Annotated in this window: 15 protein-coding genes; 14 read left to right on the plus strand and 1 reads right to left on the minus strand. The window is 62.7% G+C overall.

The annotated features are described in order from the left end of the window. Window positions 1-251 precede the first annotated feature (251 nt). Complete coding sequence (locus C8C89_RS27545; protein WP_279587401.1) at window positions 252-383, minus strand: hypothetical protein; 132 nt, start codon at window positions 381-383, stop codon at window positions 252-254. Window positions 384-457: 74 nt separating this feature from the next. On the opposite strand from C8C89_RS27545, the gene C8C89_RS20275 reads away from it, so the two are divergent. From C8C89_RS20275 to C8C89_RS20340, 14 genes are all read left to right on the plus strand, one after another. Then, window positions 458-796, plus strand: a complete 339-nt coding sequence (locus tag C8C89_RS20275; protein WP_096235044.1) for a flagellar hook-basal body complex protein FliE — start codon at window positions 458-460, stop codon at window positions 794-796. Window positions 797-856: 60 nt separating this feature from the next. Further along, window positions 857-2,587: a flagellar basal-body MS-ring/collar protein FliF gene (gene fliF, locus C8C89_RS20280; protein ID WP_101480823.1), complete on the plus strand. Its 1,731-nt coding sequence runs from the start codon at window positions 857-859 to the stop codon at window positions 2,585-2,587. After that, on the plus strand, window positions 2,565-3,605 hold the full coding sequence (locus C8C89_RS20285) for a flagellar motor switch protein FliG (RefSeq protein WP_035818015.1): 1,041 nt from the start codon (window positions 2,565-2,567) through the stop codon (window positions 3,603-3,605). The genes fliF and C8C89_RS20285 overlap by 23 nt, the downstream gene beginning before the upstream one ends. After that, a complete protein-coding gene (fliH, locus tag C8C89_RS20290; protein WP_077403169.1) occupies window positions 3,602-4,291 on the plus strand; it encodes a flagellar assembly protein FliH in 690 nt (229 codons plus the stop codon). The genes C8C89_RS20285 and fliH overlap by 4 nt, the downstream gene beginning before the upstream one ends. Next, window positions 4,288-5,598, plus strand: a complete 1,311-nt coding sequence (gene fliI / locus C8C89_RS20295) for a flagellar protein export ATPase FliI (RefSeq protein ID WP_133992178.1) — start codon at window positions 4,288-4,290, stop codon at window positions 5,596-5,598. Before fliH ends, fliI begins: the two co-directional genes overlap by 4 nt. Before the next feature lie 8 nt (window positions 5,599-5,606). After that, the gene (locus C8C89_RS20300; RefSeq protein WP_133992180.1) at window positions 5,607-6,044 is read left to right on the plus strand and encodes a flagellar export protein FliJ; all 438 of its coding nucleotides are present in this window, start codon (window positions 5,607-5,609) and stop codon (window positions 6,042-6,044) included. An 89-nt stretch (window positions 6,045-6,133) separates the two neighbouring features. Further along, the gene (gene fliD, locus C8C89_RS20305) at window positions 6,134-7,543 is read left to right on the plus strand and encodes a flagellar filament capping protein FliD (RefSeq protein ID WP_133992182.1); all 1,410 of its coding nucleotides are present in this window, start codon (window positions 6,134-6,136) and stop codon (window positions 7,541-7,543) included. A 50-nt stretch (window positions 7,544-7,593) separates the two neighbouring features. After that, window positions 7,594-7,983 (plus strand): flagellar export chaperone FliS, encoded by a 390-nt coding sequence (gene fliS, locus C8C89_RS20310; RefSeq protein ID WP_092802392.1) that lies wholly within the window; start codon window positions 7,594-7,596, stop codon window positions 7,981-7,983. A 31-nt stretch (window positions 7,984-8,014) separates the two neighbouring features. Continuing rightward, on the plus strand, window positions 8,015-8,293 hold the full coding sequence (locus C8C89_RS20315; RefSeq protein ID WP_243858149.1) for a hypothetical protein: 279 nt from the start codon (window positions 8,015-8,017) through the stop codon (window positions 8,291-8,293). After that, complete coding sequence (locus C8C89_RS20320) at window positions 8,290-9,486, plus strand: flagellar hook-length control protein FliK (protein WP_133992184.1); 1,197 nt, start codon at window positions 8,290-8,292, stop codon at window positions 9,484-9,486. The genes C8C89_RS20315 and C8C89_RS20320 overlap by 4 nt, the downstream gene beginning before the upstream one ends. After that, window positions 9,486-9,962, plus strand: a complete 477-nt coding sequence (locus C8C89_RS20325) for a flagellar basal body-associated FliL family protein (protein ID WP_101480818.1) — start codon at window positions 9,486-9,488, stop codon at window positions 9,960-9,962. Before C8C89_RS20320 ends, C8C89_RS20325 begins: the two co-directional genes overlap by 1 nt. A 33-nt stretch (window positions 9,963-9,995) precedes the next feature. Beyond that, window positions 9,996-10,739, plus strand: coding sequence for a FliA/WhiG family RNA polymerase sigma factor (locus C8C89_RS20330; protein WP_133992186.1), 744 nt, complete (start codon window positions 9,996-9,998; stop codon window positions 10,737-10,739). 68 nt (window positions 10,740-10,807) lie between these two features. Further along, window positions 10,808-11,722 carry a flagellar motor stator protein MotA gene (motA, locus tag C8C89_RS20335; RefSeq protein WP_034757817.1) on the plus strand — a complete coding sequence of 305 codons (915 nt, stop codon included), beginning with the start codon at window positions 10,808-10,810 and terminating at the stop codon, window positions 11,720-11,722. Next, window positions 11,649-12,710, plus strand: a complete 1,062-nt coding sequence (locus tag C8C89_RS20340; protein ID WP_101480817.1) for a flagellar motor protein MotB — start codon at window positions 11,649-11,651, stop codon at window positions 12,708-12,710. The genes motA and C8C89_RS20340 overlap by 74 nt, the downstream gene beginning before the upstream one ends. The last annotated feature ends 4 nt before the right edge of the window (window positions 12,711-12,714 follow it).

Here is a 12,714-nt window from a genome sequence, read left to right on the forward strand (position 1 = left end):
CAAGCAAACGATTGCGCATCGTATCGCATGCTAGATGACTACGGTGCTGAACAATACATGAAAAAGACGAATATTGCCATGTATCAATATTCCTTGAGGCAATCCTCTCTTTACTTTATAGTTGCCCCGAGGTAAGCTTATAGCCACAAAATAGTGATTTGCAGTGCGCCATTCCGCTTACCTGATTCCGGTTTTTATGGCAATTCCAGTTCCTCTTATTGCCACTAGCAGAAACTTTTATCAGATAATTATTAGTTGTCATGGCCATGTAAATCATGTCGGCGTGTTTTTGCCGGGTTTGTTTGAATCTGCTTGAGCGGATGGTGTGGCAACTGATAAAACTGATGGGCCTTGCGGATCGGGCCGGGCAGGAAGGCATTCATATGCACTTCCGCCGGATTGGCAACACCAGTAATTCTGATTGATACGTCACCGCATATTGAAAGTAGAGGGCACGATGAGCAACGAACTCGCAGGTTTGATCAAGGCCGATCTGGCAGCACTGAGCAATGACGCGCACGCCCTGGGCGCCAGCATCGCCCCGGCCGCCCAGTTCGGCGCACCGGAACAATCCGGCTTCTCCTTTGCGCAAAGCATGAAAGACGCCATCGGCAAGGTCAATGGCGACGACCGCATGGCCGCGCAGAAAATGAGCGACGTCGATAGCGGCAAGAGTGACGACATGGTCGGCGCCATGCTGGCCAGCCAGGAAGCGAGCCTGTCCTTCTCCATGTTGATGCAAGTGCGCAACAAGGTCATGGGCGCCGTCGACGAACTCATCAAACTGCCTCTGTAATCTTCACGTCCTGATCCACGCCCAGCCTCCCAGCGAAAGTTACCCCAAGTGATTACCCCCATGAAGTCCGCATTTGCGCGCTGGCGCCTTGGTGCCCAGCCCGCCATCCCGCCCGCCCTGCTGAAAAACCTGGTTCCCATCGTCGTGCTGGCCATCGGCATCACCGCCATGGTGACCATGTATGCCTGGCGCGACCAGGCCAACTACAAGCCGGTGTTTGGCGCGCGCGAAAAAGTGGCCGTGACGGACATGATGGCAACCCTGGACGCCGAGCACATCCCCTACCGTTTGCATCCGGACAGTGGCCAGGTGCTGGTGCCCGATGCCATGCTGGGCAAGGTGCGCATGCTGCTCGCCTCGAAGGGCGTGACGGCGCAGCTGCCGGCAGGCCTGGAGCTGATGGACAAGAACGACCCGCTGGGTGTATCGCAATTCGTGCAGGACGTACGCTTCCGCCGCGGCCTGGAAGGCGAACTGGCACAAAGCATCATGACGATGGACGCGATCGCTTCGGCGCGCGTCCATCTGTCGATTGCCAAGTCGACCTCGTTCGTCGCCAGCGACGGCGACAAATCGTCCGCCTCGATCGTCGTGGCGCTGAAACCGGGCCGCACCCTGGCGCCGGAACAGATCGCCGCCGTCATCAATATGGTGGCCGGCAGCGTCGCCAGCCTGGCGCCTACGCGCGTGAGCCTGGTCGACCAGGGCGGCAACCTGCTGTCCTCGCACGTCGACCTGACGGACGGCTTCGATGCGTCGGCCGCCGGCAATGAAGGCGCGAAGCGTTTCCAGGATGAAATCCGCCGCAACGTCACGGGCTTGCTCGGTCCCGTTATCGGCGAAGACAACTTCAAGCTCAGCGTGACGGCCGCCGTGAACAACGACCGCGTGGACGAAACGCTGGAAAAATACGGCGAAGCCCCGAAAGTGACCAGCGAAGCGATGCGTGAAGAGCAGGAACGCAACCGCACCGTGGCCGGCATCCCGGGCAGCCTGTCGAACCGTCCGCCAGCGGCCGCCGTGCCGGCGCCGGCCGATGCAGCAGGCGCCGCGCCGGCCGACGGAGCACCGAGGCCGTCCGACGATGGCACGGCCCGCAAGAACGCCACCACGCGCCAGTACGCCTACGACCGCAGCATCACGCAGATCAAGCGCAGCCGTGGCCGCCTGGAAAAACTCAGCGTCGCCGTTGTCCTCAACAGCGCCGCCGCACCGAATCCGAAAACCGGCTGGACCCCTGCCGAACTGGGCAATATTGAAAAAATGCTGAGCAGCGGCCTGGGCATCAACGCCCAGCGCGGCGACAGCCTGAGTCTGACTGCGCTGACCTTCCCTGCCAAGCCGCCCGTGGCGCAGTGGTGGGAAGAGCGTGACACCGTTGTCGATTTCAGCAGCTGGCTGCTGTACGCCCTGGGCGCCGTGCTCGGCTACTTCCTGATCCTTCGTCCGCTGATGCGTTTGCTGACCACGCGCCTGGCGCCGCCGGCACTGAAACAGCTCGATCCTGCCCTGGCACTGGGCGGCAGCAGCGGCGCCGGCGCGAATGGCGTGGCCGCCGCTGGCGCGCCAGCCCTGGGCGTGAATGGCAGTCCGCTGGCGCTCGAAGGCGAGGCCAGCGCTGGCAACATGCCAGTCGTGCCCCTGCTGGAAAATTATGATTTGCCGCCACCAGGCTCGGCGGTCGACGTGATGGTCGATCACCTGAAAGTGCTGGCTGAAAAAGAACCCGAGCGTGTCGCCGAAGTCGTCAAACAATGGATGCAGAAAAATGGCCGAACTCAACAACAATAATCCCTCCGACGGCGCTGAGTACGAAAGCGTCAGCCTGAATCCAGTGGAACAGGCCGCCATCGTGCTGCTGAGCATAGGCGAAGAGCAGGCAGCCAACGTGCTGCGCTGCCTGTCGCGCGAAGAATTGCTGGAAGTCACGCAAGTGATGTCGCGCATGAGCGGCATCAAGGTCGAATCCGTGAAAACGGCCATGCAGACCTTCTTCGACGACTACCGCCAGCAAAGCGGCGTGCACGGCGCCTCGCGCAGCTACCTGAAGCGCTCGCTGGACATGGCGCTGGGCAGCGATATCGCAAACAGCGTGCTGAACAACATTTATGGCGACGCGATCCGTCCGAAAATGGCGCGCCTGCAGTGGGCTTCGCCAAAATGGCTGGCCGAATACATCGTCAACGAGCACGTGCAGATGCAAGCCGTGTTCCTGGCCTTTTTGCCACCCGCGCTGGCAGGCCAGATTCTCGACGCCCTGCCCGTCGAAGGCCGCGACCTGGTTTTGCTGAACCTGGCGCGCCTGGACGAAATCGACCGCGACCTGCTGGTCGAGCTCGACGAACTGGTAGGCCGCTGCCTGGGCACGCTCGACACGCAAAGCACCAGCGTGGAAGGCATCCGCCAGGCCGCCGAGATCCTCAACCGCATGCCGGGCAACCGGGCCGCGCTGGTCGAACTGCTGCGCGCGCACGACCCGGACGTCGTCTCGGAAATCGAACTGAGCATGTACGACTTCCTGATCCTGGCCACGCAAAGCGATGTCACGCTCACACGCATCCTGGAAGACGTGCCGATGGAACAGTGGGCCATCGCCCTCAAGGGCGCGGAACCGTCGATCCGCGACGCCGTGCTGAAAACCATGCCGCGTCGCCAGGCACAGAGCTTCGAAGACATGATGCGCCGCTCCGGCCCCGTGCCCCTCTCCCGTATCGAACAGACGCGCCAGGAAATCATGGCCACCGTCAAAGGCCTCGCCGATGCGGGCGAGATCGAAGTGCAACTGTTTGCTGAAGCGGTGATCGAATGAAACACTTCCGCTCGTATCGTTTCCCGCCCCTGTCGCAATTCATCGCCGCCGGCCAGCGCGCCTCCAACGAGGATACGGATGGCCAGTGGCAGGCGTCCGTCTCGGAAGGTTTCGAGCAGGGCCAGCGCGACGGCTACGAAGTGGGCCTGGTACAAGGCCAGCAGGACGGCTACGACTCCGGGCGCAGCGATGGCATGGCGCAGGGCCGCGAAGAAGGCCGCAATGAAACCCTGGTGGCGCTGGACCGCCTGGCGCGTCCCGTCGACGCCATCTTGCGCGACCTGAAAAAAGTGCGCGCGGATTACCGCGAAGCACAGCGCAAGGAAGTGGTCGACCTGGTGGCCAAGGTGGCCCGCCAGGTGATCCGCGCGGAACTGGCGCTGCAACCGGTGCAATTGCTGGCCCTGGTCGACGAGACCCTCGCCTCGATGCCGCCCACGCGAGAAGAAATCGACGTCTTCCTCAATCCGGAAGAACTCAAACGCATCAGCGAACTCGATCCGAAGCGCGCCAAGCGCTGGAACCTGATCGCCGACGCCCGCCTCGACGCGGGCGAATGCCGCATCAAGGCGGGCGACAATGAAGTCGACGCGGGCTGTCACCAGCGCCTGTCGGCCTGCATGGAACAGGTCAGCAGCCACCTGGCGCTGGCAGCCGAACACGCGGACCAGGGCGCGCCTGCATGATCGCCGACACGCTGCGCAGCTTCGAGATCGGCGACATTCCGGTCGCGACGCCCACCGGCCGCCTGGTCGGCGCGTCCGGCCTGCTGCTGGAAAGCGCCGGCTGCCGCCTGCACACGGGCCAGCGTTGTCAAATTGAAACTGTGAGCGGCGAGTGGCTCGATGCGCAAGTCGTCGGTTTCCGCGAAAAACTCTCCTACCTGATGCCCTTCAAGAAAGCCACGGGCCTGACCACGGGCGCCCGCGTGCTGCCCCTGCCCGACAAGGCCAGCCTGCAGATCGGCCCGTCGTGGCTGGGCCGCATGGTGAATGGACTGGGCGAGCCGATCGATGACCTGGGCCGCCTCGGTGGCGAACACATTCTGGAAGTCACGCCGCCGAAAATCAATCCGCTGAAGAAACAACCTGTGGTCGAACCGCTGGACGTGGGCGTGCGGGCGATTAACAGCATGCTGACCCTGGGCAAGGGACAGCGCGTGGGCCTGATGGCCGGTTCCGGCGTGGGCAAGAGCGTGCTGCTGGGCCTGATCACGCGCCAGACGGTGGCCGATGTCGTCGTCGTCGGCCTGATCGGCGAACGGGGCCGCGAAGTGCGCGAATTCGTGGAAAAATCGCTGGGCGCCGAAGGTTTGAAGAAAGCCGTGCTGGTGATCGCGCCGGCCGATGAATCGCCCTTGATGCGCATCATGGCCACCGAACTGTGCCATTCGATTGCCGCGCATTACCGCGACCAGGGCAAGCACGTGCTGCTGCTGGTCGATTCGTTGACGCGCTATGCGATGGCCTTGCGCGAAGTGGCGCTGGCCCTGGGGGAGCCGCCGGCCACGCGCGGCTATCCGCCGTCCGTCTTTTCGAACCTGCCGCAATTGGTGGAAAGCGCCGGCAATGGCGCCCACCCTGACGGCAGCATGAGCGCCATCTACACGGTGCTGGCCGAAGGCGACGACCAGCAGGACCCGGTGGTCGACACGGCGCGCGCGATTCTCGACGGCCACATCGTACTCACGCGCGAACTGGCCGAGCGGGGCCACTACCCCGCCATCGACATCGCCGCCTCGATCAGCCGCTGCATGGCGCAGGTGATCACGCCCGAGCACATGCAGGCGGCGCGCGCGCTGAAAGCGTCGATGGCGCGCCATGCGCGCGTGCGCGACCTGATCCCGCTGGGCGCCTACGTGCCTGGCGCCGACCCGATTACCGACCGCGCCGTACAGCTGCACGCCCCCATCGAAACCTTCCTGTGCCAGGGCACCAAGGAAGAGGCGCCGATGGGGCCGTGCATAGCCCAACTTGAACAGATCATGGCCTAGGAGCATATGTGAGCGACGCGCATACCATCCGCAACCTGACCACCCTGGTCGGCCTGCGCAGCACTGAAGTGGAACGCCTGCAGAGTGACATGGCGGCGCAGACGGCCGTGCGCGAGCGCTACCAGAAAAACCTGGAACGCCTGACGGGCCTGTACACGGATAGCGGCCCCAGCGGCGCCCTGCCCCTGGCCCTGTCCGTCAATTGCGGCAATTTCAAGCAGGCGGTCATGCAGATGGCCGACCAGCACCGTACCGATTTGCACCTGCACGAAGCCAACATGGCCGTGTCGCAGCGCGCCCTGAATACGGCCTGGGCCAAACGCGAGGTACTGGACCAGGTGCTGACGCAAAAACAAAGGCATGTTGCAAATGAGCAACAGCGTGTCGATGCCAAGCGGCAAGACGAGCTTGCGACGCAGTTCTGGTTCCGCGGGCAGGTAAAATGAGGTTTGTGTAAGTTTCTTTCAGGAAAACTTCACAAAACGGGAATGGGGGTCGCCTTGTACCGGTATATCCCTTTATTCAGGAGTCTGGCATGGCAAGCGTAATTACCTCACCGCAATACGATCCGATCCCAACGGCGGAGAAGCTGGCGACCAAGGCAGTCGCAGGGCAGAAAGCTGCCCTGGCGGCGCAAACGGCGCTGGCCAATAACACCACGACGGCGCTGGGTAACCTGAAGTCGGCCATCTCGACCTTCCAGAGCGCCATGTCGGCCATGACCGGCAGCAAGTCGGTGCTGAGCCAGTCCGCTACCTTCCCGACCGCCGGCTATGGCACGGCCACGGCCGGCATCAAGGCCGTGCCAGGCTCATACAGCTTTTTCGTGGAAAAACTCGCCACGGCCAGCCAGGTGTCATATGGTGGCCTGAGCGGCGTTGCCACGGCCGACGGCACCGGCACTCTGAAAGTGAAGATCGGCGATGGTGTGGGCGACAACACGCTCGATATCGACCTGGCCGCCGCCGACAAGGATGGCAATGGCACGCTGACGCCACAGGAAGTCGCTGCCGCCATCAATGGCAACAGCAAGAACAATTCCCGCGTGACTGCGTCCATCGTCACCGTCGGCAACGAAGCGCAACTGGTGCTGACGTCGAATGTGACGGGCATCGCGAACGCTGCCACGCTCGACGCCAGCGGCGTCACCAACGTCGCGCTGAAAGGCGCGCTGATCGCCCCTGCCAACATCAAGGAAGTGGTGAAGGCCGACGACGCCATCGTCTGGCTGGGCGGCAAGGATACAGGCACGAAAATCACGCAAGCGTCGAATACCTTCACCAACGTGCAGGATGTGAAAATCACTTTCACGCGCGCCATGATGGCCAGCGAAGCGCCCGTGCTGTTGACCGTCGCCACGGACAGCAGCGGCACCGCCGCCAACGTGCAAACGTTCGTCGATGCCTACAACAAACTGAAAACCCTGATCGATGGACTGGCCAGTCCCGGTAACCCGGAAAAGAATATCGCCGCAGGCATCTTTGCCCATGATTCCGGACTGAACGCGCTGCGCAGCAGCATGGGCAATGCCCTGCGCCTGAGCATCGGTGGCGATTCGCTGGTGTCGTATGGCATCACCGCTCAGCGTGATGGCTCCATTAGCCTCAATACCGCCAAGCTGACGGCCAAGCTGGCCACCAACCCGACCGGCCTGGATCAGCTGTTCGGCAACAACAGCCTGTCCTCCCCGGCCGGCGTGCTGGGCGGTCTGGACAAAGTACTGGGCCAGTGGAGCAATATCACCAAGGGCCAGATCGTCCAGCGCCAGGCAGCCACGGACAAGCTGCAGAAGAGCCTGGTCAAGAGCGGTGAACGCCTCACGGCCCAATATGACACGGCATACAAACGTTTCCTCGATCAATTTACCCGCCTGCAAGTCATGCAGGAACAAATGAGCAAGACGTCCGATATGTTCGATGCCATGTTCAGCAACAATAAATCCTAAGGCGGATGCGCCTGCAGCGCCGCCGCACGTTAACATAGCGAGAAGAAATAATGTTAAACAATGAAGCTTACGGCAATTACCATGCAGTCAACCTGGATGCCCAGACCTCGCGCGCCTCGCCGGTGGAACTGGTACTTGTCCTGACCGATGGCTTGCTGGAAGAACTGGCGCGCGCGCGCGGGCATATCGTGGGCAAACGCTACGAACAGAAGGCCATCAGCCTGGATAAATGCACGCAGATCATCAACGGTCTGTCGAGCTCGCTCGATTTCGACAATGGCGGCGAGGTGGTAGTCAACCTGGCCCGCCTGTACGACTACTGCGTGGCGCGCCTGTACACGGCTGGCATCAAGCTAGACCCGACCCTGATCGATGAAGTAACGACCTTGATGACCACCATCAAGCGCGGCTGGGTAGGCGTGCAGGCCAACAATGCCTAGGCGCGCTGCGCTGCAGCAGCTGAGCCGGCAATTGAGCGCGGCGATCGCGCAGCCGGACTGGGATGCGATGGAAAAACTCTCGGCCAGCCTGGCGAAAAACATCCCGCTCTTGGCCGAACGGGGTGCATGGACTGCGCTGGAACACGCAGAATTGTTGCAATTGCGCAAAATTCACGCGCAAGCGGTTAAAATTTGCTCTGAGGAAAAAGAACGCCTGGGCTTACACCTGGGTGCATTACAGGCAAATAAAGAAGGTTGGGTCGCCTACGCCGCGCTCGGCGAATACGACTCTGAAGGGTATCAAGCATGATCATGAACTTCAACACGGCGGCCGCCGCTCCGGCACCGGCAGCCACAGCGGCAACTGCAGCAGCACCGGCGCCAGCGTCGGAGCAGGCTGCGGCCTTTCCCGGCACGCCAGGTGTGCCAGGCTATGCCGGCAATGGCGCCGCGGCCTCCGCCCTGCCCCTGTTTGCGCAGGTGCTCGATGTGACGGCCGTGGAAACGGCCGATGCCGGCACGCCCGCACCCACGCCCGCACCCGCCAAGGACAGCGACAGCGACAGCCAGGCCGACAGCGCCCTGCCAGCCATGGCCGCCCCCCTCATTGGCTTGCCGGCGGCGATGCTGCCGGTGACGATGCCGCCGACGGACGCGGCCGCAGCCGAGGCGCGTGCCGCTGCCCAGGCGCAAGTACAGACACCAGTGCAGGCGAATGTCGCGCAAGCCAACCCGGCACTCAACATCAGCGTGCATCCTGCGGCGATCACCCTCGCCGCACCGGCCACGGCGCCAGCGCCGGCATCAGGGCGCGACACGCGCGAGCCGCTGGCCGCCGCCAATCCGGCGACAGTTGCAAAAGGTAACGCGCCGGCACAGCCGTTCGAAGCGTTGCTGCAACAAGGCGCGCCGGCGACAGCCGTCGCCGCCCCTGCCGCACGCGAGGGCGAGCGTGGCGCCGCAACGCCGGCCCCAGCCACGCCCAACCTGGGCTTGTCGGGCACGGTCGGCAATACCGCCACGGCGGCCCCGGCTGGCGACACCATCAAGCTCAACGGCCCTGCCCAGCAATGGCAGGAACCGCTGCGCGAAGCGCTGGGCGAACGCCTGCAGACGCAGATCGGGCGCAACAGCGAACACGCGACGATCCGCCTCGATCCGCCCATGCTGGGCCGCATTGAAATTTCCATCCGCCACACGGCCGGCGCGCTGCAGGTGAACGTCACGGCGTCGAACTCGGAGGTGTTGCGCCAGTTGCAAGGCATAGGCGAAAACATGCGCAGCGACCTGGCACAGCGCCAGTTCACCGACGTGGCCGTGAATATCAGCGCGACTCCGCGCAGCCCCGCCGCCCAGGCGTTTGCCGAAGGCGATGCGCGCGGCCAGCGTCAACCGGGACGCCAGCAGGACGATGCCGAGCCGGGCCGCGCCCTGTCCGACGGCACGCCGTCCGGCACTTCTTCCAGCACCACTTACGCCATGCACGAGCGAGAGAACGCCTGATGAATATGAAACTGAAACTGATAGTCGGCTTTGTCGCCGTGGCCGTGCTGGCCGCCGGCGCGGCTGGCGGCGCCATGTGGTATTTGGCCAAGCCGGTCGCCGGCCATGCCGAGGTTGCCGACGCAAAAGCCCCGCCACCGCCCGCCACGGGCAAGAAGGCGCGCAAGTTCCTCACGCTGGATAAGGTCATCGTGATGCTGCGCCGCGGACCTGGCGACACCGAAACGCATTATCTGTCTGCCGACCTGGTGATCGCCACCACCGAAGAAAAGGAAAAGCTGACCAAGGACCACTTGCCGCTGATGCGCTCGATCGCCGTCAGCACCCTGTCGAGCTTTCCGATGGACAAGGCACAGACCATGACGGTGGAGCAATATGCCGAGCAGATCAACAAGGCCTTCAATGTCAGCTATGAACGCGAGCAGATGGAAAAACCCTACACCGAAGTCATGGTCGGCAAGCTGATCATTGAATAAGCCAACACGCCAGCCGACCTAGTGGGAGACCCCGTGGCCTATGTAGAGCAATACCAGGAAGCGTATGGCGCCGGTGAATATGCCGCCGCCAGCGCTTGCGCGGCCGTGCTCAGCATTGCCGAAGAGCAACAACATCTGGTGGCGTATGCCCCTTTGGTGAAGCGCATCGTGCGCCAGCTCAATTCGCAGGTGTCGGGCGCCATCGACCGCGACGACATGGAACAGATCGGCCTGATGGGTTTGCTGGAGGCGCTGCGCCGCTACGGCGTGCCGGATCAGTCATTCGGCAGCTATGCCAGCCTGCGCATCCGCGGCGCCATCCTCGATGAACTGCGGCGCCAGGACTGGCGCCCGCGCGCAGTGCGGCAGGAAAGCCATCGCCTGCGCGACAGCGTGCGCGCCCTGACCCGGCGCCTGGGGCGCGAACCGCTGGATGCGGAAATCATGGCCGCCCTGAAGCTGACGCCGGAAGCTTTCCAGGAATACCAGCTGGCGGAAAACGCCGAGCTGATCGTCAGTTTCGACGAAGTGCTGCAGGAAAGCCTGGGCCAGGCCGACAGCGCACCGAGCCCGGAAGAGCAATTGATGGTGCGGCGCAGCCTGGAGCAAGCCCTGCGCGCGCTCGACGAACGCGAGCAGCGCGTGATCCAGATGTATTACGAATTCGAACTGAGCTATAAAGAAATTGCCGCCGTGCTGGACCTGAGCGACGCCCGCGTCTGCCAGTTGAACAAGACGGCGCTGGGCAAGATGAAAGCCATGCTGCAAGACGCATAGGTTTCAGCAAAAGTTTCAGAAGCACCAATCAAATTGACGTAGCACAATGACGCAGAAAGGCAGTTGACATGGTAATTATCGGTATCTTAATCGTGATGGGGTGTGTATTCGGAGGCTTCGCCCTGATGGGCGGCACCGTCCACGCGATCTGGCAACCGGTCGAGTTGATCATCATCATCGGCGCCGCCGTCGGCGCCCTGGTGCTGGGCAACCCCAAGCATGTACTCGGGGAAATGCTGCACCAGATGCGCAAGATCGTCACGCACAAGAAGCAAGGTTCGGAATTCCAGCGCCAGTTGCTGCTGCTGATGTATGAACTGCTGCAAACGGCCGCCGGCGGCCTGAAGGCGCTCGACGCCCACGTCGAAGCACCGCGCGAAAGCGCCCTGTTCCAGCGCTATCCGCTGGTGCTGGAAGAACCGAAGCTGCTGGCCTTCATCGTCGACAACTTCCGTTTGATGGCGATGGGCAAGATCAACGCGCATGAGCTCGAAGGTGTGCTGGAGCAGGAACTGGAAGCCATCCACGACGAACTGCTGCAACCGTCGAAGTCCCTGCACAAGATCGCCGAAGCCATGCCCGGTTTCGGTATTCTGGCCGCCGTTCTGGGTATCGTGATGGCCATGAATTCCGTGGCAGACGGCGCCGATGCGGCGGAAATTTCGGAAAAAGTGGGCGCCGCGATGGTCGGTACCTTCATCGGCATCTTCTTCTGCTACGGCGTGCTCGATCCGATGTGCAACATGATGAAACAGCTGGTGGGCGAGGAAGGTTCGACCATGGAATGCGTGAAGGTCGTGCTGGTCACGCACGTGGCGGGCAAGCCGCCCCTGCTGGCCATCGATGCAGGCCGCCGCTTGGTGCAGCTGAACATCAAGCCGAGCTTCGCCCAGCTGGAAAGCTGGATCAATGCGCTGGAAGATGGCGGCGCCGAGCAAGAGCAAGGCCAAGGCCGGGGAGGCCGCCGTGCTAAAGCCGCATGAGAAACATGAGCAGGCCATCATCAAGCGTGCCGGTCGCAAGCATGATGACGATGGCCATGGCGGTGCCTGGAAAGTAGCGTTCGCCGACTTTTGCCTGGCCCTGCTGTCGCTCTTCCTCGTGCTGTGGCTGATGGCCGCGCGCGAGCAGCAGGCGATGAAGGAAATCATGATGGACGCGTCGGCAGGCAGCCGCCAGGGCGAAGGCCAGGGCGTCATGCCGGAACAGAAAGGCGGCCCGCGCGGCAGCCTGATCGAGCGTTTCCCCATGCCCCGCAAGGGCACGGGCGACACGCGCACGGAAGGCAAGCAAACGCACGATGGCAAGGCCGGTGCCGCGCCGCAAAACCAGACCAAGGTCAGCTACCAGTCACCGGAAGACTTGCTGTCCCTGTCGCGCGCACTCGACAAGCTCAGCGACGAAGCGGGATTGAAAAGCAATCTGCAATCCGTGATCACGCCATATGGCTTGCGCGTCATGCTGCACGATACGGACAAGCAAGGCATGTTCGTGCGCGGCAGCGCCGTGCCGACCGACCGTTTCCGCAAGCTGCTGCGCCAGATGGGGCCCGTCTTCGCCCAGATGGACAACCAGATGCTGATCGTTGGCCACACGGATTCGATGCAATACGCCAATAACGGCTATGAAGGCTATTCGAACTGGACCCTGTCGGCCAACCGCGCCATGTCGGCGCGCGCGCAATTGTTGATTGGCAGCATGAGTCCGGACAGCGTGCTGCAAGTGGTGGGCATGGCCGACCGCGCGCCGCTGGACGTGAAAAATGCCAGCGCCGGCATCAACCGCCGCATCGAACTGTTAATATTGACGCGTGGCCAGGCCGACAGCATCGCCGCCATGTTTGGCATGGCGGGGCAAAAGGCGCAAGGCGAAGAGCTGCAAGTGGGTGAACCGGACTCGGGAACCTTGCAGCGCCTGCGCGAAAAACTGGGCCTGCCCGCAAAGAAGGAGCGCGATGAGCATGCAAATTAAGGGC

The organism is Janthinobacterium sp. 75, assembly GCF_004365495.1.
GTDB lineage: Bacteria > Pseudomonadota > Gammaproteobacteria > Burkholderiales > Burkholderiaceae_D > Janthinobacterium.

Bases quoted from the DNA above. Each gene is read 5' to 3' on its own strand.
- fliI (WP_133992178.1), top strand. From the start codon at position 4,288: ATGATCGCCGACACGCTGCGCAGCTTCGAGATCGGCGACATTCCGGTC.
- motA (WP_034757817.1), top strand. From the start codon at position 10,808: ATGGTAATTATCGGTATCTTAATCGTGATGGGGTGTGTATTCGGAGGC.
- C8C89_RS20320 (WP_133992184.1), top strand. From the start codon at position 8,290: ATGATCATGAACTTCAACACGGCGGCCGCCGCTCCGGCACCGGCAGCC.
- C8C89_RS20275 (WP_096235044.1), top strand. From the start codon at position 458: ATGAGCAACGAACTCGCAGGTTTGATCAAGGCCGATCTGGCAGCACTG.
- C8C89_RS20325 (WP_101480818.1), top strand. From the start codon at position 9,486: ATGAATATGAAACTGAAACTGATAGTCGGCTTTGTCGCCGTGGCCGTG.
- fliD (WP_133992182.1), top strand. From the start codon at position 6,134: ATGGCAAGCGTAATTACCTCACCGCAATACGATCCGATCCCAACGGCG.
- C8C89_RS27545 (WP_279587401.1), bottom strand. From the start codon at position 383: ATGAATGCCTTCCTGCCCGGCCCGATCCGCAAGGCCCATCAGTTTTAT.
- C8C89_RS20340 (WP_101480817.1), top strand. From the start codon at position 11,649: ATGCGCTGGAAGATGGCGGCGCCGAGCAAGAGCAAGGCCAAGGCCGGG.
- fliS (WP_092802392.1), top strand. From the start codon at position 7,594: ATGTTAAACAATGAAGCTTACGGCAATTACCATGCAGTCAACCTGGAT.
- C8C89_RS20285 (WP_035818015.1), top strand. From the start codon at position 2,565: ATGGCCGAACTCAACAACAATAATCCCTCCGACGGCGCTGAGTACGAA.
- fliH (WP_077403169.1), top strand. From the start codon at position 3,602: ATGAAACACTTCCGCTCGTATCGTTTCCCGCCCCTGTCGCAATTCATC.
- fliF (WP_101480823.1), top strand. From the start codon at position 857: ATGAAGTCCGCATTTGCGCGCTGGCGCCTTGGTGCCCAGCCCGCCATC.